This is a genomic window from Cellulomonas algicola (assembly GCF_003851725.1).
Lineage (GTDB): Bacteria > Actinomycetota > Actinomycetes > Actinomycetales > Cellulomonadaceae > Cellulomonas > Cellulomonas algicola.
In genome coordinates this window covers 1-23,116 of the sequence record NZ_BHYL01000015.1, presented here as the reverse complement: position 1 = coordinate 23,116, position 23,116 = coordinate 1, and the positions used below count along the sequence as shown (strand labels likewise).

At 73.6% G+C, this 23,116-nt stretch carries 18 protein-coding genes and 3 pseudogenes; 7 read left to right on the top strand and 14 right to left on the bottom strand.

Annotated elements, in window-relative coordinates; genetic code table 11:
- Positions 1-32: 32 nt before the first annotated feature.
- Positions 33-1,337, bottom strand: a complete 1,305-nt coding sequence (locus CTKZ_RS00945) for an MFS transporter (RefSeq protein ID WP_160142792.1) — start codon at positions 1,335-1,337, stop codon at positions 33-35.
- 103 nt (positions 1,338-1,440) lie between these two features.
- Between CTKZ_RS00945 and CTKZ_RS00940 the strand changes: the two genes are divergently transcribed.
- The 3 genes from CTKZ_RS00940 to CTKZ_RS00930 all read left to right on the top strand — a co-directional run bounded on the left by CTKZ_RS00940 (position 1,441) and on the right by CTKZ_RS00930 (position 3,317).
- A complete protein-coding gene (locus tag CTKZ_RS00940) occupies positions 1,441-2,196 on the top strand; it encodes a class I SAM-dependent DNA methyltransferase (protein WP_200829597.1) in 756 nt (251 codons plus the stop codon).
- 96 nt (positions 2,197-2,292) lie between these two features.
- Complete coding sequence (locus tag CTKZ_RS00935) at positions 2,293-2,856, top strand: YqgE/AlgH family protein (RefSeq protein ID WP_124341167.1); 564 nt, start codon at positions 2,293-2,295, stop codon at positions 2,854-2,856.
- A 227-nt stretch (positions 2,857-3,083) separates the two neighbouring features.
- Positions 3,084-3,317: a hypothetical protein gene (locus CTKZ_RS00930; RefSeq protein WP_124341166.1), complete on the top strand. Its 234-nt coding sequence runs from the start codon at positions 3,084-3,086 to the stop codon at positions 3,315-3,317.
- A gap of 78 nt (positions 3,318-3,395) precedes the next feature.
- On the opposite strand, the gene CTKZ_RS00925 is transcribed toward CTKZ_RS00930, so the two are convergent.
- From CTKZ_RS00925 to CTKZ_RS22640, 3 genes are all read right to left on the bottom strand, one after another.
- Complete coding sequence (locus CTKZ_RS00925; RefSeq protein WP_124341165.1) at positions 3,396-3,641, bottom strand: helix-turn-helix domain-containing protein; 246 nt, start codon at positions 3,639-3,641, stop codon at positions 3,396-3,398.
- Complete coding sequence (locus CTKZ_RS00920; RefSeq protein WP_124341164.1) at positions 3,641-4,138, bottom strand: DUF2975 domain-containing protein; 498 nt, start codon at positions 4,136-4,138, stop codon at positions 3,641-3,643. Before CTKZ_RS00920 ends, CTKZ_RS00925 begins: the two co-directional genes overlap by 1 nt.
- A 217-nt stretch (positions 4,139-4,355) precedes the next feature.
- Positions 4,356-6,344, bottom strand: a complete 1,989-nt coding sequence (locus CTKZ_RS22640) for a glycoside hydrolase family 11 protein (RefSeq protein WP_124341163.1) — start codon at positions 6,342-6,344, stop codon at positions 4,356-4,358.
- Between the two features lie 431 nt (positions 6,345-6,775).
- Here CTKZ_RS22640 and CTKZ_RS00910 point away from each other — a divergent pair, with 431 nt between their 5' ends.
- Entirely contained in the window at positions 6,776-7,618 is an 843-nt protein-coding gene (locus CTKZ_RS00910) for a class II glutamine amidotransferase (protein WP_124341162.1), read from the top strand.
- A gap of 27 nt (positions 7,619-7,645) precedes the next feature.
- Here the strand turns inward: CTKZ_RS00910 and CTKZ_RS00905 are convergent, their stop codons facing one another.
- The 8 genes from CTKZ_RS00905 to CTKZ_RS00870 all read right to left on the bottom strand — a co-directional run bounded on the left by CTKZ_RS00905 (position 7,646) and on the right by CTKZ_RS00870 (position 15,432).
- Positions 7,646-8,284 (bottom strand): hypothetical protein, encoded by a 639-nt coding sequence (locus tag CTKZ_RS00905; RefSeq protein WP_124341161.1) that lies wholly within the window; start codon positions 8,282-8,284, stop codon positions 7,646-7,648.
- Positions 8,285-8,432: 148 nt separating this feature from the next.
- Positions 8,433-9,506, bottom strand: a complete 1,074-nt coding sequence (locus CTKZ_RS00900) for a zinc-dependent alcohol dehydrogenase family protein (RefSeq protein WP_124341160.1) — start codon at positions 9,504-9,506, stop codon at positions 8,433-8,435.
- Between the two features lie 147 nt (positions 9,507-9,653).
- Complete coding sequence (locus tag CTKZ_RS00895; protein ID WP_124341159.1) at positions 9,654-9,950, bottom strand: hypothetical protein; 297 nt, start codon at positions 9,948-9,950, stop codon at positions 9,654-9,656.
- A gap of 70 nt (positions 9,951-10,020) precedes the next feature.
- Positions 10,021-11,274, bottom strand: a complete 1,254-nt coding sequence (locus CTKZ_RS00890) for an MFS transporter (RefSeq protein ID WP_124341158.1) — start codon at positions 11,272-11,274, stop codon at positions 10,021-10,023.
- Positions 11,275-11,443: 169 nt separating this feature from the next.
- The gene (locus CTKZ_RS00885) at positions 11,444-11,899 is read right to left on the bottom strand and encodes a hypothetical protein (RefSeq protein WP_124341157.1); all 456 of its coding nucleotides are present in this window, start codon (positions 11,897-11,899) and stop codon (positions 11,444-11,446) included.
- Positions 11,900-12,173: 274 nt separating this feature from the next.
- Positions 12,174-12,803, bottom strand: a complete 630-nt coding sequence (locus CTKZ_RS00880) for a DinB family protein (protein WP_124341156.1) — start codon at positions 12,801-12,803, stop codon at positions 12,174-12,176.
- Positions 12,804-12,952: 149 nt separating this feature from the next.
- Entirely contained in the window at positions 12,953-13,183 is a 231-nt protein-coding gene (locus tag CTKZ_RS00875) for a YbdD/YjiX family protein (protein ID WP_124341155.1), read from the bottom strand.
- Positions 13,180-15,432, bottom strand: a complete 2,253-nt coding sequence (locus CTKZ_RS00870) for a carbon starvation CstA family protein (RefSeq protein ID WP_124341154.1) — start codon at positions 15,430-15,432, stop codon at positions 13,180-13,182. Before CTKZ_RS00870 ends, CTKZ_RS00875 begins: the two co-directional genes overlap by 4 nt.
- Here CTKZ_RS00870 and CTKZ_RS22695 point away from each other — a divergent pair.
- The 3 genes and pseudogenes from CTKZ_RS22695 to CTKZ_RS22270 all read left to right on the top strand — a co-directional run.
- Positions 15,431-15,958 (top strand): annotated as a pseudogene (locus tag CTKZ_RS22695) (DUF6314 family protein); the annotation flags it as partial. The gene CTKZ_RS00870 and the pseudogene CTKZ_RS22695 overlap by 2 nt on opposite strands.
- A gap of 247 nt (positions 15,959-16,205) precedes the next feature.
- A pseudogene (locus CTKZ_RS22635) lies at positions 16,206-16,760 on the top strand (glycoside hydrolase family 3 N-terminal domain-containing protein); the annotation flags it as partial.
- 91 nt (positions 16,761-16,851) lie between these two features.
- Positions 16,852-18,948 carry a glycoside hydrolase family 3 C-terminal domain-containing protein gene (locus CTKZ_RS22270; RefSeq protein ID WP_371852294.1) on the top strand — a complete coding sequence of 699 codons (2,097 nt, stop codon included), beginning with the start codon at positions 16,852-16,854 and terminating at the stop codon, positions 18,946-18,948.
- 69 nt (positions 18,949-19,017) lie between these two features.
- On the opposite strand, the gene CTKZ_RS00860 is transcribed toward CTKZ_RS22270, so the two are convergent.
- Both CTKZ_RS00860 and CTKZ_RS21300 read right to left on the bottom strand, forming a co-directional pair.
- The gene (locus CTKZ_RS00860; protein ID WP_200829596.1) at positions 19,018-22,362 is read right to left on the bottom strand and encodes a discoidin domain-containing protein; all 3,345 of its coding nucleotides are present in this window, start codon (positions 22,360-22,362) and stop codon (positions 19,018-19,020) included.
- 419 nt (positions 22,363-22,781) lie between these two features.
- Positions 22,782-23,116, bottom strand: a pseudogene (locus tag CTKZ_RS21300) (MFS transporter); the annotation flags it as partial.

Sequence of the window (23,116 nt, the reverse complement as noted above, 5' to 3'; positions counted from 1 at the left end):
GGCCCCCCCACCCGGGGCGACGGGCGTGCGCGTCAGGGCTGGTCAGGGTCGCCGGTGATCCGGTCGTGGGCGACGAGCGCACGGGCACCGGCCGCCGCTGCCGCGAGGAACGACGCGGCGAGTGCGACGTACGCCCACCGGACGCCCCACGTGTCGGTCACGGCCCCGAGCGCGAGCGCCGTGACGAGACCGCTCCCCGGCAGCGCGGCGGTCCAGACCCCCATGACGCGGCCGCGCAGGTGCGGAGCGGCGACGAGCTGCACGAGCGTGTTCGCCGCGGCGACCCACCAGATCGAGACGAACCCGAGCACCGCGGCCGCGACCACCGCGACCGCGAACCCGGGAGCGAGACCGACGGGCAGGATCGCGACGCCGGTCGCGAACGCCAGGACGGCGACGCGTCGGCCGGACGGCGCCCCGCCGCCCGCGGCCGCGATCGCCCCTGGCAGCGCCCCCAGGCCGAACGCGGCCATGAGCGCGCCGAACCCCTGCGGCGGCAGCCCGAGCGCGTCGGTCGCCAGGACGGGGACCATGACGCCCTGGTTGAAGATCATGGTGCTCGCCGCCGCGAGGAGCACGCACGCCCGGATGACGGGCTGCCCCCACGCGTACGCGACACCCGCGCGGAAGCCTGCGGCGGGCCGCTCGCCGACGTGGACCGGCGTGCGGGCGCGCAGCCCGCGCAGCGCGAGCAGCACGCCGAGCGGCAGCAGGTACGTCGTCGCGTTGAACGCGAAGCACGCAGCAGGCCCGACGAGCGCCAGCAGCACGCCGCCGACCGACGGCCCGATGACGCGTGCCGCGTTCATCACGACCTCGTACAGGCTGACCGCGCTGGCCAGGCGCTCAGGGCCCACCAGGTCGAGCACGAACACCTGCCGCGCGGGGCCGTCGACCGCGGCGACGACGCCCGACGCGAACGCGAACGCGAGGACGAGGGGCACGGTGACCGCGCCGGTCGCGGTGAGGACGGCCAGCACGGCCCCGAGCGAGAGCAGCAGGACCTGCGTGACGAGCAGCAGCCGGCGGCGGTCGAACCGGTCGACGAGCGTGCCCGCGGGGGCCGCGCCGACGAGGATCGGCAGCATCGCGGCGGTCGTCACGAGCCCGAGGTCGACGGCGCGTCCGGACAGGTCGAGCACGAGCCACGCGAGTCCAGCAGCCTGCGTGACGTGCCCCGACGACGACAGCACCTGACCGGAGAACCACCACCGGTAGCGCCGGTCCGCGAGCGAGGAGAAGGCGGCGCGCGTCCGGTCGAGGCCCGCCCGCACGGATGACACCGCGACGGGGGCCGGTGCGGGCGCGGTGTCCGGGGTGCTGTCCGTGTCGGTCACCCCGCGGATCCTTCCACCGCGGTGCGACGCGGTCCCCTCCAATACCTGGCGGCAGCGGTAAAGGAGTGCCGGTCGCGCGGCTCCGGGTGCGAGGTTGGTCGTCATGGAGCGCTCGATCTTCGACCTGACGCAGGACGAGCTGTGGGACGCCGACGTCGCCGCCCGGTACGACACCCCGGGCGAGGGGATGTTCGCGCCCGAGGTGCTCGGGCCGACCGTCGACCGCCTCGCCGCGCTGGCCGGCGACGGGCGTGCCCTGGAGCTCGCCGTCGGCACGGGCCGCGTCGCGATCCCGCTGGCCGGGCGCGGGGTGCCGGTCACGGGCCTCGAGCTGTCCCGGGCCATGATCGCTCGGCTTCGCGAGAAGGTCGACGAGCGGACGCTGCCCGTGGTGCACGGCGACATGGCGACGACGCGCGTCGACGGCACGTTCCGGCTCGTCTACCTCGTCTTCAACACGATCTCGAACCTGCTCGGCCAGGACGCGCAGGTCGAGTGCGTCCGCAACGCGGCCGCGCACCTCGAGCCGGGCGGCCGGTTCGTCGTCGAGCTGTGGGTCCCGCAGCTGCGGATCCTCCCGCCCGGGCAGCACGCGACGGTGTTCGCCGTCGAGCCCGGGTACGTCGGCGTCGACACCGTGGACGTCGTGCGGCAGCTCGTCGTCTCGCACCACGTGCGGTTCGGCGGCGAGGAGGGCGTCCGTCTGGGCCGCAGCCCGCACCGGTACGTCTGGCCCGCGGAGCTCGACCTCATGGCACGGCTCGCCGGGCTCGAGCTCGAGTCGCGGTGGGCGGACTGGGAGGGTGCGCCGTTCGACGAGTCGTCGACGTCGCACGTCTCCGTCTACCGCCGTCCCTGACACCGTCCGTCGCCGCGCGGGCGACCGTGCACGTCACCCGGCACGGGCCTCGTCCGGCCCGCTGCGGGTCCGGCAGGCGTCGCGGATGATGGGACGGTGACGGACGACCCGGCGCTCAGCGGCCGGCTGCTGGTGGCGAAGAACCGGCTGCTCGACCCCCACTTCCACCGCGCCGTCGTGCTGGTCCTGGACCACGGCGACGAGGGGGCCTTCGGTGTCGTCCTCAACCGGCCGGTGCCCGTCGACGTCGACGTCGTGCTCCCCGCGTGGCAGGACCACGTGAGCATGCCCGCGACCCTCTTCCAGGGCGGACCGGTGGGGCTCGACGGCGCGATCGGCGTGGTCACCGCGCCCCCGGGCGCGCGCCTGCCGACGACCGTCGACCGGCTCGTCGGGCCGTTCAGCCTGGTCGACCTCGACTCCGACCCCGAGGCGCTCGCCGGCCTCGTGACGGGCGTGCGCGTGTTCGCGGGCCACTCCGGCTGGGGAGCGGGGCAGCTCGAGGGGGAGCTCGAGGAGGGGTCCTGGTACGTGCTGCCCGCGGAGCCCGACGACGCCGTCACCGCCGACCCGTCGACGCTGTGGCGGCGGGTGCTGCGGCGGCAGGGCGGCGACCTGGCGATCGTCTCGACGTTCGCGGAGGACGCGTCGCTCAACTGACCGGCCTCGTCGTCGACGAGACCAGGTGGGGGCTGAGCGTGCGGCGGGCGGGCTCGCCGACCGAGCGACGAGCCGAGCGGTCGGGGCTGTGGATAACCCGGTGCGTCGTTCGGCTGCCCGCGCCTACGCTCGCCCACGCTCCGGAAGCAGCCGGGCGGTGTCGCCGCCGCGGGTCCTGCGCGTCGTCCGGAGCACCTGCGTCAGGTGCAGGCGCCCTCGGAGGCGTTGTGGGTTCGACTCCCAGTCTGCCGACCGGCGCGTGGTCGAGCGGGCCTGACGCGGTCTGCGACGCCCGTCGACGACGGGACGTCCCCCGTGTCCGGCCCGACCAGGCGCGGCTGCTCGACGGGCAGCCGGGACTGCTCCAGCTGCGGACGCTGCAGGCCGTCGAGGCGGGTGGCGCGACGGTGGTCCTGTCGGCCGATCCCGCCACGACGGCGGCGGCGCGCGCGACGTCCTGATGTCGGCGCGCAGCGCGCACGGGCCCGGCCCCTCGTCGAGGAGCCGGGCCCGTGGTGGGCGTCCGGCCGGCCGACGTGTCAGCCGGCCGCGCGGAGGTCGTCGTCGGGGTCGCCCTCGGCGGCGGCCTCCCAGCGCAGGAGGTCGCCGGGCTGGCAGTCGAGCACCTGGCACAGCGACTCGAGCGTCGTGAACCGGACGGCCTTGGCGCGCCCGTTCTTGAGGACCGCGAGGTTGGCGGGCGTGATGCCGACGCGGTCCGCGAGCTCGCCGACGGACATCTTGCGGCGGGCGAGCATGACGTCGATGTCGACGACGATGGGCATCAGATCACCTCGTCGAGCTCGGCGCGCAGGGTCGTCGCGGTGGTGTCGAGCGCGACGGCCTTGGCGAGCAGCATGCGCAGCACGAACACGACGAGCGCGATGAGCGCGGTGCCGACGCCGCCGATCACGACGAGCATGACCATGCCGGGCGGCACCTCCTCGCCGGGGGCGAGCAGGAACGACAGCACGACCGCGACGAGGGTCGCGGCGATGGCGGAGCCGATGACGACGTCGACCCAGCGGAACGCCCGCGTCGAGAAGACGGTGTCGCGCTTGACCATCGTCACCAGCCGCCAGATGGCGACCAGCGCGACCTCGGCGGCGAGCGCGAACAGGAAGCCGATGACCGGCAGACCCCAGCGCAGGTGCGCGACGTCGGGGCCGGCGTCCTGGAGATCCAGGTAGACGACCGGCATGAGGAAGAACTGCACGAACAGCAGCCCGGCGAACGCGAGCACGATCACCACGCGCAGGGCGAGGATGGCCAACCGGCCCATGGGCACCTCACTGAGAGTCGATCTATCGAGAAACGATAGAAGGCTATCGTTTCACGTGAGGTGCGGCAAGATCGAAGCCTCTGTTCGGGACCGACGGCCCCGGGCGGGACGTGCCGCTGGTGGGCAGGGCCCGGACGCGACCGAGGCCGCCCGCGGTGACGTGCGCGGACGGCCTCGGTCCGGGAGGGGCCGGTCATTCCTCCCGTTCAGGTGACGTCTACCCGGTCGCGCACGTCGCACCCGGAGTCGTGCTGCTCCCGTTCTTGTAGAACGTCACGCCGAAGGAGTTGCCCGACCCGTTGGGACGGGCCTGGCGCGTGCTGCCGCTGCCGCTCAGCGTCGCGTTCCAGCTGCTCTGCACCGACTGGCCGCCGTTGAGCGTCAGCGTGACGACCCAGCTGCTGGTGCCGCTCACCGTGTAGGTGACGTTGAAGCGGTCCGACCACTCGTCGCCGCGCGTCGCGGTCACGGTGCACGAGCCGGTGCCGCCACCGCCACCGCCACCACCGCCGCCGCCCCCGCCGGCGGTGGACGGTGCGACCGCCCGGCCGGTCGAGGACGAGATGTGCCCGGCGCACAGGTTGCGCGAGCGCAGGTCCTGCAGGATCCCCGGCAGGGCCTGGACGGTCGCCGCCGGCCAGTCGTGCATGAGGATGATCTGGCCGTTCGTCAGGCGCGACGCCGCCTGCCGGATCTGGTCGGCGCTCGCGTTGTTCCAGTCGTTCGAGTCGACGTCCCAGATGATCTCCCGCAGGCCGAGCGACTGCTCGACCGACTTGAGCGTCGCGTTCGTCTCGCCGTACGGCGGCCGGAACAGCGTCGGGGTGACGCCGGCGGTCTGCTGGATCGCCTGCTGGGTCCGCGAGAGCTGCGACTGGATGTCGCTCTGGCTCATGTTCACCAGGTGCGGGTGGTCCCAGCTGTGGTTGCCGATCTGCAGGCCGGCGTTCTTGTAGGCCTGCATGAGCGACGCGTTGTTCTGCGCGTTCTGCCCGGTCGGGAAGACGGTCGCGGTCGCGCCGTACTGGTTGAGCGTCGAGATGATCTGGTTCGACGTCCCGCTGTTCGGTCCGTCGTCGAACGTCAGACCGACGTACCCCGCGGAGCACGACTGCGGTGGCGTCGTCGGGGTGGGCGTCGGTGTCGCCGTCCCGCCTCCGCCGCCTCCGCCGCCACCGGTGCTGCCGCCGCTGCACGTCGCCGACGGCGTCGTGCTGTTGCCGTTCTTCATCACGGTGACGCCGAACGAGTTCCCGTTGCCGTTGGGTGTGACCGTGCGGGTCGAGCCGCTGCCGGAGACGTTCGCGTTCCACGAGTTCTGGATCGACTGGCTGCCGTTGAGCCCCAGGTTCACGGTCCACGAGCTCGAGCCGCTGACCGAGTAGGTGACGTTGAAGCGGTCGGACCACTCGTCGCCGCGCGTCGCGGTCACGGTGCAGCCCGAGCTGCCCCCGCCACCGGCCCCGCCGCCACCGCCGGTCCCGCCGCCACCGCCGCCCGAGCCCTCGGAGACGGTGATGTTCGACGACCCGCTGCTCTGGTAGCCCTCGGTCGCCATGATCATGTAGTTGTGGTTGCCGAGGTTCATGCCCTTGGAGGCCCACGCGTCGAAGTGGTTGCCGGACGTGATGGTGCCGCCGACCCGCTTCTGCTGACGCACGCTCCAGTACTGGTAGAACGTCGAGCTGTTGCCCTCGATCGACGGCTTGTTGACGCGCTGCGTGCGGTAGATGTCGTACGTGCCGCCGTCGCTCGTGACGGTGCCCATGAACGTGCCGGTGGGCCGGTACGTGCCCCAGCTGTCGACGATGTAGTACTCGATCAGCGGGTTCTGGGTCCAGCCGTACAGCGTGAGGTACGCGTTGCCCGAGGGGTTGAACTGGCCTGAGTAGCTGACGGTCTTGCGGCCGCCGGTCTGCCAGCCCTTGCCGGCCACGAAGTTGCCGGTGTTGCTCCACTGCGTCGAGTACTGCCCGCCCGACCCCATGTCCATCGACACGGTGCCGGGGCTGTCGGTCCAGAACGAGTACCACCAGCCGTTGTTGGTGCCGGTGGAGTTCGACGTCACCGCGGCGGACGCCGGGCTGGCGATCGCGAGGCCGGCGGCCACGAGCGCGCCGGCGGCCAGCAGGGCCGTCAGCGCCGCGAGCGGGCGGCGCCGCCGGTGGCGGGGGCCGCCGCGGCTTCGAACGAGAGTATCGGTCATCGTGCACTCCTTCGTGCCGATCGTCGGGACGGGCGGAGGTCGTCCGGACGTGTCCCGCGAGGCGGTGCGACGCGGTCGGCGACCGGACGTGCCGCGGGCGTGAGGAGAGCCCAGCGGCGTCGATATCGTTATCGACGCCGAGTGTGGACCAACTCGGACGCAATGCCGAGGGGTTGCCAGGATCCCGAACCGATTAAGTGCGGACGGCCCGGTCCGGCGTCGACGCGACGTCGCGCGCGCAGCTCAGGGCCGTGAGTTTCGATAGTCGAGCGGCCCGGTGTCGGCGCTCGAGGCGCCGCGCGGCGGTGCCGCGCCCCGTCGCACCGTCGCCGCGGCGCTCATGACCGTCCGCGGGGCTGGGCAACGCCGACGAACCGGCGCAGAGTGAGCACGACGGGCCCGACCCGCGGGCGCCGGCAAGGAGGCCGACCATGTGCCGCTGGCTCGCCTACACAGGCTCCCCGGTCACGCTCGACGAGCTGCTCGACAAGCCCGCGAACTCGCTCGTGGTGCAGAGCCTGCACAGCCGGCTCGGCGCCGAGCCGACCAACGGCGACGGGTTCGGCGTCGGCTGGTACGACGAGCACTCCGCGACACCCGGGCTGTTCCGCAGCATCGAGCCCGCGTGGAGCGATCGGAACCTCCGCGAGCTCGCGGCGCACGTGCGGTCCGGCACGGTCTTCGCGCACGTCCGTGCGACCAGCGGCTCGGCCGTCCAGCAGACCAACTGCCACCCCTTCCGGCACGACGGCTGGCTCTTCATGCACAACGGCTTCGTCGACGGCTTCGCGAGCATCAAGCGTGACCTGCAGCTCGCCGTCGACCCGTCGCTCTTCCCGCACATCGAGGGCACGACCGACTCCGAGACGCTGTTCCACCTCGCGCTGACCCTCGGGCTCCAGGACGACCCGCCGTCCGCCGTCGCCGCCGCGATCGGCCTCGTCGAGGACACCGGGCAGCGCCACGGCGTCACCTACCCCGTGCAGGGCACCGTCGCGGTGACCGACGGCCGCCGGCTGTGGGCGTTCCGGTACTCGTCGGAGGGGCGCTCGCGCTCGCTGTTCCGCAACCGGGACGTCGCCGTGCTGCGCCACCAGTACCCGGACAACCCCGTGCTGCACGACCTGTCCGACGACACGCGGATCGTCGTCTCCGAGCCGCTCGGCGACCTGCGCGGTGCGTGGCTCGAGGTGCCGGAGAGCAGCTGCCTCGTCGTCGACGGGGGCGAGGAGGAGATCCTGCCGTTCGCGCCGACCGTGCCGGTGGCGGCCTGACGACGGCGGTCCCCGTCGGCCGCCGGGTCAGGCGCGCCCGAGCTGCTCCATGAGGTCGTCGGCGACCTGCTGCGCGGTGTACGCCTCGAACGCGTCCTCGTCGAGCGACGAGACCTCGAGCTGGACGAGCGCGTCCGCGTCCTCGTCGTGGAACAGCGCGGTCGCCTCGCCGTACCCCGGCCCGGGGTACCAGCGGTGGTTGACGTGCACGTCGACACCCGCGACCTGCACGGTCGACGCCTCGTTCTCCTGGTCCGACGTCGTGCGCTGGTCGAGGAAGAGGTCGACGGTGGCCCCGGCGTCGGTGGGCGAGCCGGCCTGGATGAGCTGGAGCTGCGCGCTCAGGTCGTCGCCGCGGAACTCGCACACGTAGCGGTAGGCGTCGTCGGCGGACGCGTCGTCGCCGTACGGCCCCCAGCCGCTGAGGTCGGTGCGCGCCGTCGCACCGCGGGCGACGACCTCGTCGGTGAGGACGCAGTCGTCGCCCGACAGCACCGGCGCGGAGCTGCCGTGGCCGGCCGATCCGGGCCAGCCCTCGGCAGCGTCGTCGAGCCACGCGGCCGGGACGGTCGTCGCGGGCTCCGCCTCCTCCGGTGCGCCCGAGCACCCCGCGACCAGCAGGGCAGGCAGGCAGAGGGCGGCGGCGTGCAGCGGCAGTCGGGTCACGCCGGACACCGTAGGCGGTGGGGCGCGCGCGAGGACGGGCTGTCCGCGCAGGTCGCGACGGCGTCGACGCGAGTCGTCGCGCGCGTGCGTGCCCGCGACGTCGGCTCGACGTGGCGCCGCGGACCGGCGAGCGTGCCCGTGGCGTGCGTCAGGGGCGCAGCAGCACCTTGGTCGCGCGCCGCTCGTCCATCGCGGCGTACGCCTCGGCGACCTCGTCGAGCGGGAGCTCGAGGTCGAACACGACGCCCGGCTGCAGGCGGCCGTCGAGCACCTCGGGCAGCAGCTCCTCGATGTAGCCGCGCACGGGTGCGACGCCGCCGCGCACGCCGACGTTGGTGTCGAACATCGTCCGCACCGGCAGCTCGGGACCGCCCGCCGGGACCCCGACGAAGCCGACCTGGCCGCCGGGCCGCGCCGACCGCAGCGCCTGGTCCATCGACTCGGCCGTCCCGACGCACTCGAGCACGACGTCGGGGCCGACGCCGTCGAAGAGCTCCTTGAGCCGCGCGACGCCCTCGTCCCCACGCTCGGGCACCACGTCGGTCGCACCGAGCTCGCGCGCGAGCTCCTGCCGCTGCGGGTGCCGGGACATCGCGACGATCCGCGACGCCCCGAGCCGGCGGGCGGCCGCGACGGCGCACAGGCCGACTGCGCCGTCACCGACCACCGCGACCGTCGAGCCCGGGCCGACACCGCCCGAGACGGCCGCGTGGTGACCGGTACCCATGACGTCGGACAAGGTGAGCAGGTGCGGGACGAGCGCGCGGCCCGACTCGCTCTCCAGGTCCACGTCCGGCACGACGACGAGCGTCCCGTCGGCCAGCGGCACCCGGACACGCTCGCCCTGGCCGCCGTCGGCGAAGCCGCCCTCGCGGTCTCTCGAGCCCCACCAGCCGCCGTGCAGGCACGACGTGCTCACGCCGTTGCGGCAGTTCACGCACGTGCCGTCGCACACGTAGAAGGGGGCGATGACGGCGTCGCCGACCGCGACGTGCTCGACCGCGTCGCCGACCTGCTCGACGACCCCGATGAACTCGTGCCCGATGCGCTTGGGGGACCGCACGGGCTGCACGCCGCGGTACGTCCACAGGTCCGACCCGCACACGCACGCCGCGACGACCCGCACGACCGCGTCGCGCCCGCTGCCGCCCTCGCGCAGGACCGGGTCCGGGACGTCCTCGACGCGGACGTCCCGCTCGCCGTGGATGACGGTCGCGCGCATGGCTGCTCCTCGGGGCTCAGGGGGAGTCCGCGGCCACCGCCGACGGCGCGGTCAGTGTAGGCACCGCTCCCCGCCGGGCGCGTGCGGGCGGGCAGGGGAGGGCGGGGCAGGGCGGGCGCGGGTGGCACGTGCCCCGGGACTGCGCGATCAGCCGGGCGGCAGCAGGTCGGCGCCCGACCACGGCTCGCGCACGATCACGTCGCCGTTGCGGACCTTCCGCAGGTACTCGCGACGCGTGACCACCGCCCAGCCGAGCCCGAGCAGTGCGATCACGAGGACCAGGAAGCCGACCCAGAAGACGGCCCACCCGGCCGACGCCGCGAGCGCGACGACCAGCCCGACGACGGTCCACACGGCGGCGATCCCCGTCATCACGGCCATCACGACGAGGGTGAGGCGGTCCTCGCCGGGGATCGGTGAGGTGCCGCGGTCGTGGTCGGTCATGAGCGGAGCGTAGGCCCGAGCTCGCCCGGCCGACCCCCGAACGGCTCGACGTCACCGGCGTGCGGCGTCCTCAGACGGGTGCGGGCACCGGGCGCCGGGTCCACAGCAGCACGGGCAGGAGCAGGAGCGACAGCACGCCCCCGATCAGCGAGAGCGTCGCGTAGCTCGTGGCGGCCATGACGACGCCGGACATCGCGCCGCCGCCCGCGCCGCCCAGGGCGACGAGGACGTCGAGCGAGCCCTGCGTGCGGGCGCGGTTGGCGGGAACGGTGGCGTCGACGACCAGGGCCGTGCCGGCGATGAGCCCGAAGTTCCAGCCCAGGCCGAGCAGCGCGAGGGCGACGATCAGCAGCGGCATGGAGTCGGCCGGCGCGAGGGCCGCGGTCACGCCCGCGAGCAGCAGCGTCACGGCGGACGCGATCGCCATCGGGATGCGGCCGACGCGGTCGACGAGCGGGCCGGTCACGAGCGACGGCAGGAACATCGCGCCGACGTGGATGCCGATGACCAGCCCGACGGCCGTCAGGTCGTGGTGGTGCGCGCGCATGTGCACGGGCGTCATCGTCATGATCGCGACCATGGCGACCTGGGTGAGCACCATGACGGTCGCCCCGACCGCCACGCCGCGGCCGGGGGCGACGACGGGTCCCGGGACGTGGTCGGTCGACGGCGCGGTCGCCGCGTCGAGGCGCTGCGCGACCAGGTACGGGTCGGGGCGCAGCAGCACGAGCAGCACGGCGCCCGCCGCGAGGAACGCCGCTCCGGCGAGGAGGAACGGGCCGGCGAGCGCGGGCAGGCCCAGGCGGGTCGCGAGTTCGCCGAGCGGAGCCACGAGGTTCGGACCCGCGACCGCGCCGAGCGTGGTCGAGACCATCGCGACCGAGACGGCCGTCCCGCGGCGGTCGGGGAGCGCGAGGTCGGTCCCCGCGTACCGGGCCTGGAGGTTGGTCGCCGTCCCGGCGCCGTAGAGCAGGAACGCGCCGAGCAGCAGCGGCACGCTGCCGAGGGCCGCCGCGGTGACGACCCCGAGCCCGCCGAGCCCGCCCGCGGCGAACCCGGAGACGAGGCCGACCCGTCGTCCGCGGCGCTGCGTGAGCCGCCCGACGAGGAACGCGCTGACCGCCGCGCCCGTCGTCATGAGCGCGGCCGGGACGCCCGCGAGCTGCTGAGAGCCGAGCATCTGCTCCGCGAGCAGCGCCCCCACGGTGATGCCCGCTGCGAGCCCTGCCCCGCCGAGCACCTGGCTCGCGACGACGACCCGCAGCGTCCGTCGCTGGATCGCCGCGACTGCCTCAGGCTTCGAGATGTCGGTCTCAGGCGCCATCGGGACCCCCGGGCGTGTACGTCACGCGCCGCAGTCAAGCACGCACGGGCGCGTCGGGGCGTCGGTCACGACGAGCGGAGCGCCTGCCCGTCGTCGAGGACGGCAGTCGACCGTCGACCGCGCGGCACGGTGGGTGCCGGCGCCGGCCTGCGTCGCGGAGGGTCGACGGTCAGGCCGGCGCCGGTGTCGTGAGGCCGTCCGTCAGGTGGCGGACGAGCAGCCAGCCGGTGCGCTCGGACGGCGCGGTGACGGCGGCGGGGGAGTGCGCGACGCGGCGGATGACCCGGCGTCCCATCTCCTGGCGGCGCGTGAGCCAGCGCACGACGAGCAGGTGCCCGACGCGTGCGACGGCGCCGTCGGGCAGGGGCGCGCTCACCACGGCGCGCGAGCGCCCGGCGGCGCGGGCTCGTCGCGCGTGCTCGTCGACCAGGTGCTCCAGCAGCGCGGCGACGTTGCGCGGGGTCGTGGGAACCTCGTCGAGCAGCGCGTCGACCTGGCCGGGCGAGGGTGCGCCCGACGCGGCGACGGCGAGGCGGCGGTGGAAGACGCTCAGCCGGTCCGCGGACCAGTCGTCTCCGTGCGCCGGGAGCGGCTGGTCGTCGTGGGTCCTGCGGATGCCGAGCACGGGTCCTCCTGGCGTCGATGACCGACGCCGTCCTGCGTCGCTCCCACGAGTGTGCACGCGCTCCCACGGTACGCGATGTCCGTTTCGCACTTTTCCCCTGATCGGTCGACCGTCGCGGCCGGTCCCGTGCGTCGTGCGGGTGAACGGGCTGCAGGGCGTCCTCCGACCGGTCGACCGAAAGGGCCGCAGGGCGTCCTCCGACCGGTCGACCCAAAGGGCCGCAGGGCGTCGTCCGACCGGTCGACGCACCGGCGGTCGCAGGACGGTCGGACGGTCAGCCCGTGTGCAGCGCGCCGTGCAGGTCGCGGAGCAGGGCGATCTCGGCGCCGTGGTGCAGGACCTCCTGGTTGACCCACCACACGATCTCGAGGAACGGCTGCTCGGCGTCGTCGCCGTCGGGGTAGGTGCAGCGGCCTACCTGGTCGAGGGCGGCGTCGTCGGCGGTGACCAGCGCCTCGCGCCACGCGCGCACCCCGCGGGCGAGGAGGTCGACGGCGGCGTCGGCCGTGCCGGGGTACACGAGGTCCGCCTCGGAGCCCTGCCGGCTGCCGACGGTGTACTCGGCGCGGAGCAGGAGCATCTCGGCGACGTGCGCCATGCGCCAGGCGATCGTCGTCAGGGGCGGCGGCCACGGGTGCGGCCTGCCACCGTCGCGACCCCACTCGCCCGCGCCGACCAGCACGGTCGCGCCGCGTCCGGGCCCGTCGACCTTCCGCCGGACCGACCAGGCTCCCGGTGCCGGCTCCCACAGGTACTCGACGTCCGTGAGCGGCGGGACCGCGACGCGTTCGCCGTCGCCGCTGTCCGCGTCGGGTCCGGTGAGGCGCGCGAGGAGCCGCTCGCACGCCCAGTCGTACTGCGACAGGAGCGGTGCGAGGCGGCCGGGGACGCCGGTGTCGGCCATGTCCCGAGGCTAGGCCCCGAGACGGCGGCTGTCGTCGGCCCGAGACGGTCGTCCGACGCTCGGCGGACCGGACCGGACCGGTCCGGACCGGACCGGGCCTGGCCGGGCTGGACGGACCGGCCCCGGCCGGACCGGACCGGAGCGGCGCGTCAGCAGCAGCGCGCGCCGGGGTGCGTGTCGGCCTCCGCGTGGCGGATGCGCCAGTACTGCGCGGCCGACGGCGGCACGACGTCGGGGTGCACGCGCGCGAGGTGCGCGACGTAGCGGTCGTAGTCGCGGTCCCCGAGGAGCGACGTCGTGTACCAGTGCACCCCCCGGGCGACGCGCGTGACGGCGCGCGCGACCGCGCGGACCCCGACGGTGGCGCCCCGCCCGGTCACGACCGCGTCCCCGTCCCGGACGCCGCGCGGGCGTGCGCGTCCCACAGCTCCTCGACCTCGCGCTCGGCTGCGGTCGGCACCATCCCGCGGGGCGCGAAGATGCGGGACGGCTCGTCGGGCTCCTCGGTCGTGGGCATGCCTCCGGCGCGCACGGACCGGACGACGACCACGGCACCCACCAGCACGACGACGATCACGAGCACCGCGAAGATGATCGACAGGGTGCCCTGGACGGCGGTGTTGCGGATGACGGCGTCGATCTCGGCGGGGGACGTAGCGACGCCGAACGACGTGTCGCCCGCGGCACGCGCGTCCTGGAAGGCCCGGTGCTGGGCCCAGTAGCCGATCCGGGGCTCGGCGGAGAACACCTTCTGGTACGACGCGGTCATCGTCACGGCGAGGTCCCACACCAGCGGGACGGCCGGGATCCACACCCACCGGTACAGCCGCTTCTTGACGACCACGACGGTCACCACCGTGAGCGCGATCGCGGCGAGCAGCTGGTTCGCGATGCCGAACAGCGGGAAGAGCGTGTTGATCCCCCCGAGGGGGTCGGTGACGCCCATCAGCAGGATCGCCCCCCACGCGCCGACGACGACGACCGAGCAGACCCACGCGCCGACGCGCCACGACGGGTCGCGGAAGCGCCGCAGCGGCCCGCCGACGTTGCCCAGGCTGTCGGACAGCATGAAGCGCGCGACGCGCGTGCCCGCGTCGACCGTCGTGAGGATGAACAGCGCCTCGAACATGATCGCGAAGTGGTACCAGAAGGCCGCGAGGCCGGACCCGCCGAGGACGGTGCTGAGCACCTGCGACATGCCGAACGCGAGCGTCGGCGCGCCGCCCGTGCGCGAGACGATCGACTCCTCCCCGACGGACTGCGCGGCGCTCTCGATCTCCCCGGCCGTGATGGGCGTGCCCCCCAGGCCCAGCCCGTTGACGTACGCCGCTGCCGTCTCGGGCGTCCCGCCGGTCGCGCCCGCCGGCGCGTTCATCACGAAGTAGAGGTGCTGGTCGATGACCACGGCGGTGACCAGGGCCATGATCGCCACGAACGACTCGGTGAGCATGCCGCCGTAGCCGATCGGCTTCGCCTGGCTCTCCTTCTCGAGCAGCTTCGGCGTCGTGCCCGACGCGATGAGCGAGTGGAACCCGGACAGCGCGCCGCACGCGATCGTGATGAACAGGAACGGGAACAGCGCACCCGCGAAGACGGGCCCGTCGCCGCGCAGGGCGAACGAGGACACCGCCGGCGCCTGGACCTCGGGCCGCGCGACCAGGATGCCCACCGCGAGCAGGACGATCGTGCCGACCTTCATGAACGTCGAGAGGTAGTCGCGCGGGGCGAGCAGCAGCCACACGGGCAGGACGGACGCGGCGAACCCGTAGGCGGCGAGCCACCACGCGAGCGCGACGGGGCTCAGGGAGAACCAGTCCTGACCCCAGTCCGTCTCGGCCACCCAGCCGCCCGCGACGATCGCGAGGAGCAGCAGCGCGACGCCGATGATCGTCACCTCGGACACCCGGCCCGGCCGCAGGAACCGCAGGTACGCGCCCATGAACAGCGCGATCGGGATCGTCATCGCGATCGAGAACACGCCCCACGGGCTCGCGGCCAGCGCGTTCACGACGACCAGGGCGAGGACCGCGATTAGGATGATCATGATGACGAACACCGCGACGAGCGCCGCGACGCCGCCGAACCGACCGAGCTCGTCGCGCGCCATCTGGCCGAGGCTGCGGCCGCGGCGCCGGACGGACAGCGTGAGCACCAGGTAGTCCTGGACCGCACCGCCCAGCACGCAGCCCACGATGATCCACACGGTGCCCGGCAGGTAGCCCATCTGCGCGGCCAGCACGGGCCCGACCAGCGGCCCGGCTCCGGCGATCGCCGCGAAGTGGTGCCCGAACAGGACGCGCCGGTCCGTCGGCATGAAGTCCTTGGCGTTGTCGTACCGCTCGGCGGGCGTGGCGCGGTCGTCGCGCGGGCGCACGATCTTCGACTCCACGAGCCGCGCGTAGAACCGGTACGCGATGACGTAGGTGCAGACCGCCGCGAACACGAACCACACGGCGTTGACCTGCTCGCCGCGGACAAGCGCGAGGATCGACCAGGCGACGGCGCCGACGACGGCGACCACCGTGAGGACGGCGCGACGCGAGGCGGGGAGCGGGCCGCGCTCGACCACCGCGACCGGCGGGAGACCAGGGTCCGTCCGGACGTGCTCGACCTCGGTGCGCGCGACCATGCTGGCCCCCTCAGGCGTCGTCGTCGTCGACCAGCACGCACGCTACGCGCGGCGCCGCGGGTCGCAACCGGGCGGGCCGGCTCCCTGTGCTTCCGGCGCACGGGCGCGTCGTGAGACCGTCACGGACGTGGACGTGCTCGCGAGGTTCGCCGGGACGTGGTCGGTCGACCGCGGCGTCGCCGACGCGCGCGCCGGCCTCGACGGGACGTTCCGCGGCACGGCGACGTTCGCGCCGAGGGAGGAGGGCGGGCTCGCGTGCGTCGAGGAGGGCGTCCTGACGTTCGGCGGCGACGAGCGGCCCGCGGCGCGACGGCTGCTGCTGCAGGCCGGGGACGGCGGGTCGGTCGACGTGCTGTTCGGCGACGGGCGGCCGTTCTACGGCTTCGACCTGCTCGACGACCGGTGGTCCGGCGTGCACGGGTGCGGCGACGACACGTACACGGTGACCGGCCGGTTCGTCGGCGACGACGCCTACGAGGAGGTCTGGCACGCCGTCGGGCCGCGCAAGGACTACCGGCTGACGACGACGTACCGGCGGCTGCGCGACGACGCCCGACGGCGGCCGCGACGGCGTCAGGGGCGGCCCGTCCGGGATGCGCTGCGCCGCTCGTCGCCGAGCGCGGCGGGCGGCCCGTCCGGCTCTGACCTGGACGCCTGCCGCGCACCCTTGACGCCCTCTCGATCGGGTGACCTACTGGACGCGGCCGTGCAGCAGCCGGGGGCAGAGAAGCCCGCCTTCACCGCCGCGGCCGTCAGTGCAGGGGAGCCCCACGATGTCAGCACCCTTCCTTCGGCGCGCCCGCACGCGCCTGGCCGTCGCCCTGTCGGCGACCGCCCTGATCGCGGCGACGGTGCCCGCCGCCGCCGCCGAACCGGACCTCGACCGCGAGGCCCAGATCGCCGCCGAGCTCCGGCCCCAGTCCTTCCCGCCCGTGTGGTGGTGGGACGAGTCGGAGGACGACACCGAGCGCGCCCGGGACCTGCTGCGTCGGATGACCCTCGACGAGAAGGTCGACATGATGCACGGCGAGCTCAACAACTACTACGGGTTCTACAACGGCCCGATCCCACGCCTCGGCATCCCGGCGCTGACCATGGCCGACGGGCCCGCGGGCGTGCGCATCGCGAACCCGGACGTGAACGGGCAGCGCGCCACGCAGCTGCCGGCGCCGATCGCCCTGGCGGCGACCTGGGACCGTTCGCTCGCGCAGCAGTACGGCGACGTCGCGGGCGACGAGGCGTTCCGGACCGGCCACAACGTGCTGCTCGCCCCCGCCGTCGACATCGCCCGGGTCGCGCAGGCCGGGCGCGCGTTCGAGGCGCTGGGCGAGGACCCGCTGCTGTCCGGGACGATGGGCGCGGGCGTCATCCGCGGCATCCAGCAGCACCCCCGTCGTCGCGGACATCAAGCACTACAACGTGTACACGCAGGAGGCGAACCGGCTCTCCGGCGGCAACGCGGTCGTCGACGAGCGCACGCTGCAGGAGGTCTACACGCGGCCCTTCGCGATCGGCGTCGAGGAGGGTCGTCCGGGGTCGGCGATGTGCGCGTTCAACAAGGTGAACGGCGTCTTCGCGTGCGAGAGCGACGAGCTGCTCAACCAGATCCTCAAGACGCAGCTCGACTTCGAGGGCTGGGTCATGAGCGACTACGGCGCGACGCACAGCACCGTCCCGGCGGTCCTCGGCGGCCTGGACCAGGAGATGCCCGGCAACACGACCCCCGAGGTCGGGCCCGGGACCTGCTACTTCTGCGGTCCGCTGCTCGACGCGGTCCGCGCCGGCCAGGTGCCGGTGTCGCGGATCGACGACGCGGTGCTGCGCATCCTGCGCCCGATGTTCGGCCTCGGCCTGTTCGACCACCCGCCGGTGATCCAGGCGCTGCCCGAGCAGCAGCACGGCGCGTTCGCGCGGTCGGTCGCCGAGCGGGCGATGGTCCTGCTCAAGAACGACGACGCCGCGCTGCCGCTGACGAGCGCGGTCGGCTCGATCGCGGTCATCGGCGCGGACGCTGACACGACCGTCGCCGGCGGTGGCAGCTCGCTCGTCAAGCCCACGTCCACGGTCAGCCCGCTGCAGGGCATCCAGGACCGCGTCGGCGCGGGCGTGCGGGTGACGCACGTGGCCGGGTCCGACCCCGTGACGTCGGCGGCGCTGATCCCGGGCCCCGACCCGATCCCGTCGGACTTCCTCACGTCGGCGCTCGGCGACGGCGCCGGCCTGCGCGCCGAGTACTTCGCGAACGACGACTTCACCGACACCATCGCGGACCGCACCGACCCGTACGCGGCGATCAACGCGGGGTTCTTCCTGTTCGAGGGCTTCAACGCGCAGTCCCCGCACTTCCCGCTGCAGACGCGTGACATGGGCGCGTCGATCCGCTGGACCGGGCAGCTCACGGCCCCGGCGACCGGCACGTACGAGCTCGCCGTCACGACCACGGGGACCGCGGTCGTGCACCTCGACGACGAGCCGGTCCTCACGACCCCGCTGGGCGGCGCCGAGACGCCGACGACGACCACCGCCGACGTGGACCTCGAGGCGGGCGTCGCGCGCGACCTGCGCGTCGAGTTCGTCAACGACGGCCCCGGCGGCACCGACGCCGGGGCGGTCTTCCAGCTCGGGTGGACGCCGCCCGAGGGGGTCGTCGCGCCGCAGGCCGTCGCGGCCGCCGACGCGGCGAGGAACGCGCAGGCGGCGGTCGTCGTCGTCCGCGACTACTCGTCCGAGGGTGGCGACAAGCCCGATCTCGACCTGCCGAACGGCCAGGTCGAGCTCATCCGGCAGGTCGCCGCGGCCAACCCGCGCACGGTCGTCGTGCTGAGCACCGGGGGCGTCGTCCAGACGTCCGACTGGGACCAGGACGTGCCGGCCGTCGTGCAGTCGTGGTTCGGCGGGCAGGAGCAGGGCAACGCGCTCGCGCGGATCCTGTTCGGCGACGTGAACCCGTCCGGGCGGCTGCCCGTGACGTACCCGGTCGACGAGGAGAGCACGCCGACCAGCGCACCTGCGCAGTACCCCGGCGAGGGGCTGGACCAGCAGTTCTCCGAGGGCATCTACGTCGGCTACCGCGGCTACGAGGAGGACGACATCACGCCGCAGTACCCCTTCGGTCACGGTCTGTCGTACACGACGTTCGACTACCGGAACCTGCGCACGACGGTCAGCAACGGCGGCGGCGAGGCCGACGGGCCGCGGTTGCAGGTGAAGGTCGCCGTCCGCAATACCGGTGCCGTGGCCGGCACGGAGACCGTCCAGGTGTACGTCGGCAACCTGCCGACCCGGCGCGTCGAGACCGCACCGAAGGTGCTCGCGGGGTGGGAGACGGTGACGCTGGCGCCCGGTGAGCGCAAGCAGGTCACCGTGACGCTCAGCCCGGAGTCGGTGTCCTACTGGGACGTCGACCGCGACCGCTGGCAGACGCCCACCGGCAGCGTGCCCGTGTACGTGGGCTCGTCGTCGCAGGACATCCGCCTCGAGGGGACGTTGCGGATCAGCAACGGGCTGGTCCGCTGACGTCGCCTGCGAGCGACGCAGCCGCCCGGGCCGGGGAGGGAGCCGGCCCGGGCGGTCAGCGCGTCGGCGTCAGTTGCGGGTGATCGTGAACGTCGACGTCGTGTTCCTGATGTCCTGCGCGTTCCCGCTCATCCGCAGGTTCGTGAACGTCGCCGAGCCGACCGCGGGCCCCTGCCCGGCCTCGGGCATCTCGTTGACCCAGATGCCGAACCCGGACTTCGCGTCCCACGCGTCGCCGCTCTTGCGTGCCCCGGTGATCGACACGTTGGTGAACGTCGTGTCGGTGATCGGGTTCTGCGGCTGGTTCCCGACGTAGTTCGTCTGGAACATGATCCCGGAGTAGGTCGGGTCGACGATGTCGACGTCGCTCACCCGGATCCCCTGGAACTTCTTCGACGCGGAGAACACCCAGATCGCGGGGAACGTCTGGTTGCCCCAGAAGTGCCCGCCGGCACGCACGATCGAGATGTTCTGGAAGCTCGTCGGCGCGGCGGACCCGAACTCGTCCATCGGGTAGCCGAAGTCGAGCGAGCTGATCGTGATGCCGGAGTACACGAGGGTGTCCGCGATGTAGATGTTGCGGAACGTGTTCCCGTACCCGCCGTAGACGGCCAGGCCCGCGGCCCGCCACGTGACCAGCGACGTCAGGTTCTCGTAGACGTTGCCCGTCTGGCCGGTGCCGCCTGCGTCGGTTGCCGCGAACAGCGCGAACGAGTCGTCGCCCGTGCCGCGTGCCTCGATGTTCGCGACCCGGTTGTTCGCCGACCCGTTGGTCATGTTGATGCCGTCGGCGAACGTGTTCCGGATGCGCGAGCTCGTGATCGTCGAGGAGTCCATGTTGGACGCCCAGAACATGCAGATCATGTGCTCGACCCACAGGTCGTCGACCGTCATGTTCGCGACGTTCGTGAAGTCGAGGACCTTGCCCGGCCCGTCGATCCGCGACGTGTAGTTGCCGAAGTACGCGAAGCCGCGCCACTTCGAGCCGTTCGCCGACGCCTCGGCCCGGAAGCCGACGTCGGTGTTCTCCTGCCCGCTCGGCGCGAAGAACCGTGTGAACCAGGGTCCGGCGCCGACGATGTCGACGGGCTTGCCGTACACCTGGAACTTGCTGCTCGTGCTGTAGTCGCCGGTCGGCAGGTAGACGCCCTTGAGCGCGCCCGTCGTGTCCATGCGGACCTTGTCGAGCGCGTCCTGCACGGCCTGGTGCGTGAAGCCCGTGGGCTGCACGTACTGCGCGGGGTTCGGGTTCGGGTTCGCCGTCGCGACCTCGGTGTTGACGAAGTCGACCGTGACCGGGAGCGGGTTGCTCGCGGTGCGCTGGAGGCGGATGGTCGCGCCGGCCGGCACGGTCGTGCCGAGCAGGGTGTTCGCCTCGTCGTAGATGTGCCGCGGCCCGCCGGACCCCGGCTGGTTGTTCGGGTTCGTCTCGTTGCCGTACAGCCACGCGAACCGCGAGGTCAGGTCGAGACGCTTGAGGAACGTCCCGTTGACGAGGACGTCGATGCTGCCGCTCTGGCCCGTCCCGGCGGCGTTGTCCGGGATCGAGAAGCGGGTGACCAGCGTGTTCGTCGGGTTCTTGAGCGTCCACTCGACGTACGCGCCGGTGGCCGACAGCGTCGCGGCACGTCGTCCCGACGCCTCGCCCGCGAGGTCACCGACCGTGCGGTTCGGGCCGACGAGCACCGCGCCGCCGCCCGTCCGGCCGTCCTCCGCCTCGTACATGTCGAACGGCAGGTGCGCGCCGCGGCCGACGTAGATGCCGCCGGTGACGACGTTGTTCGTCTGCTTGCCGGGCACCTCGGTGCTGTCGGCGGCCACCGCGCTCGACACCGTGTACGTGCCGTTGGCGGCGGTCCACGTGCCGAGGTTGACGGTCCCGCTCGTGGCGCCGGCCGCGATCGCACCGCTGACCGAGCCGGTGAGGGTCTTCACCACGGCGCCCGTGGTCGAGTCCTTGATCGTCACCGTGAGCGCGTGCGCGCCCGACGACGTCGCGACGTTGCCGTTGTTCGCGACCGCGCCCGTGAACGTCACGACCGCGCCGGCCGCCGGGTTGCCCGGGCTCCAGCTCACGACGGGCACGAGGTCCGACGTCGGGACGGGCGCGACGACGAGCTTCGTCGGACTGCTGGAGGCGTTGTTCGACTCGTCCTGCTCGACGACCGTGTTCGCCGGGTCGGCGGTCGCGCCCACCGTGTACGAGCCCGCGGCGCGTGCGCCGATCGACGCCGTGACGGTGGCCGTCGCGCCTGCGGCGATCGCGCCGACGGACGCGGTCGCGGCCGTCTGCCCGTCGACCTGGAACGCGACGGACGTCGCGGCCGACGCGGCCGTGCCGGCGTTGCGCACCGTCGCGCTCAGCGTGACGGCCGTCGACTCGGTGGGGCTCGCGGGGGACGACGTGACGCCCGTGACCGTGAGGTCGGGGTTGGGCGCGGGCGTGCCGAGCACCTGCAGCTCGGCGACCTGGCCGTTGCCCGCACCCGTGTTGCCGGTGAACACGAGCCGCACGTCGGACGCGGTTCCGCTCACGGGGACGGTGACGGTGTTGCCCGTCGACGGGCTGAACGCCCGGGCGGCCGAGGGGGCGAGCGTCGTGAACGCCCCCGTGCCGATGCGGCCCTGCACCTCGAACGTCTGGGTCCGGTTGCCCCACACGGCGTCCGGGTTGAGCTTCACGACGACGCCGGAGACCTGGCTCGCCGACGCGAGGCTCACGGTGAGGTTCGACGGGTACTGGCCGCCCGCCCCCTCCCAGTACGTGGTGAGCGACCCGTCGACCGCGTTGCCGGCGACGTACGTCCACTCGGCCGACGACGCGACGATCGGCCGGTTGGCCGCCAGGTTCTGCCCGGTCGGGGGAGTGGTGGGCGTGGTCGGCGTGGGCGTCGGGCCCGCGGTGCCGTACACCTCGAGCTCGGAGAGCTGGCCGGCGGGCCAGCCGGTGTTCGCGCTGATGCTCAGCCGCACGAACCGCACCGACGTGTCAGTGACGTCCACCGCGACGGTGTTCCCGGACGCCGGGGCGAACGTGTACGCGGCCTGCGCCTTGAGCGTCGTGAAGGTCGAGCCGGTGGTCGAACCCTGCACGGTGATCGTCTGGGTCCTCGCCCCCCACCCGGCGGTCGGCAGCTTCAGCGCGAGGTCCGTGACCGTGGCGGCGGCGCCCAGGTCGACCTGCACCCACTGCGGGAGCTGGTTGTTGGTCGACTCCCAGTACGTGGCCTGGTTGCCGTCGGTGACGTTGCCGGCGCCGTAGACGTCGGTCGAGCTGCTGGCCGTCGCGGGCCTGCCCGCGGCGAGGTTGACGGGCGCCGCGGCGGCACCCTGCGCGACGAGCGCGAGGCCGAGCGGTGCGACGAGCGCGGCCGTGGCGACCGCCACGACCGCGCGCCTGACGTTCCTTCTCATGGGTCGTCCTCGTTCTCCCGCCTTCTGCGGCGGGTCCGGGCCGAGCGCGTGGGTGCGGCCGGGCACGTCGCGGCCGTCGTCGGCCGCGTGCTCCCGGACGCGTCGCGGGGTCGCTGACCCCGCCGGCACGTGCACGGCGTTCAGTGGTGGGACCAGGAGCGACCGCTGAGTGCGCAGGCAGCGGCCCGACACCGTCATGCAAGGGTTCCGCGCTACACACAACTTTGTGCGTAGTGTCTGTCGAGTTCTTGCGGTGTCGTGGGGAGGACGATACGAACGGGCGGCGGCCCCAGTCAAGGGTCTGCCGTCGAACGCGACAGCGGCCGTTGACTCGGCGTGGTGCGGCGCCGCAGCCCGGCGGGATCGGACGGGCACCTCGGCCGGCGAGGTGACGATGGCGCTGCCACGGACGCCGTCGCTCATGAGGGCGTTCGCCCGCCCGGCCCCGCGGTCGCCGGGAGCCGGGCCTCGTCGGACCGGGGGAGGACGAGGGCCGAGGCGGCCAGGAGCGGTGCGACGACGGCGACGGCAGCGGTCAGGCCGGCGCCCGACGCGAGCAGCCCGATCGCCGCCGGGCCGGCCAGCACGCCCGCGTAGACGAAGACGGAGAGGCGCGCGGCCGAGCGCCCGCTCGGGTCGAGGCGGCCCGTCTCGGCGTACGCGACGGGCACGAGCGTCGCGCCGCCGAGCCCCAGCAGCGCGAACCCGGCGACGGCCGCCACGGGGTCCGGTGCGAGCGCGCCCAGCGCGAGCC

What these genes read in the sequence shown, in the direction of transcription:
- CTKZ_RS00940 (WP_200829597.1), top strand. Translation starts at nt 1,441, where the DNA reads ATGGAGCGCTCGATCTTCGACCTGACGCAGGACGAGCTGTGGGACGCC.
- CTKZ_RS00925 (WP_124341165.1), bottom strand. Translation starts at nt 3,641, where the DNA reads ATGCCCATCGTCGTCGACATCGACGTCATGCTCGCCCGCCGCAAGATG.
- CTKZ_RS00920 (WP_124341164.1), bottom strand. Translation starts at nt 4,138, where the DNA reads ATGGGCCGGTTGGCCATCCTCGCCCTGCGCGTGGTGATCGTGCTCGCG.
- CTKZ_RS22640 (WP_124341163.1), bottom strand. Translation starts at nt 6,344, where the DNA reads ATGACCGATACTCTCGTTCGAAGCCGCGGCGGCCCCCGCCACCGGCGG.
- CTKZ_RS00910 (WP_124341162.1), top strand. Translation starts at nt 6,776, where the DNA reads ATGTGCCGCTGGCTCGCCTACACAGGCTCCCCGGTCACGCTCGACGAG.
- CTKZ_RS00900 (WP_124341160.1), bottom strand. Translation starts at nt 9,506, where the DNA reads ATGCGCGCGACCGTCATCCACGGCGAGCGGGACGTCCGCGTCGAGGAC.
- CTKZ_RS00895 (WP_124341159.1), bottom strand. Translation starts at nt 9,950, where the DNA reads ATGACCGACCACGACCGCGGCACCTCACCGATCCCCGGCGAGGACCGC.
- CTKZ_RS00890 (WP_124341158.1), bottom strand. Translation starts at nt 11,274, where the DNA reads ATGGCGCCTGAGACCGACATCTCGAAGCCTGAGGCAGTCGCGGCGATC.
- CTKZ_RS00880 (WP_124341156.1), bottom strand. Translation starts at nt 12,803, where the DNA reads ATGGCCGACACCGGCGTCCCCGGCCGCCTCGCACCGCTCCTGTCGCAG.
- CTKZ_RS00870 (WP_124341154.1), bottom strand. Translation starts at nt 15,432, where the DNA reads ATGGTCGCGCGCACCGAGGTCGAGCACGTCCGGACGGACCCTGGTCTC.
- CTKZ_RS00860 (WP_200829596.1), bottom strand. Translation starts at nt 22,362, where the DNA reads ATGAGAAGGAACGTCAGGCGCGCGGTCGTGGCGGTCGCCACGGCCGCG.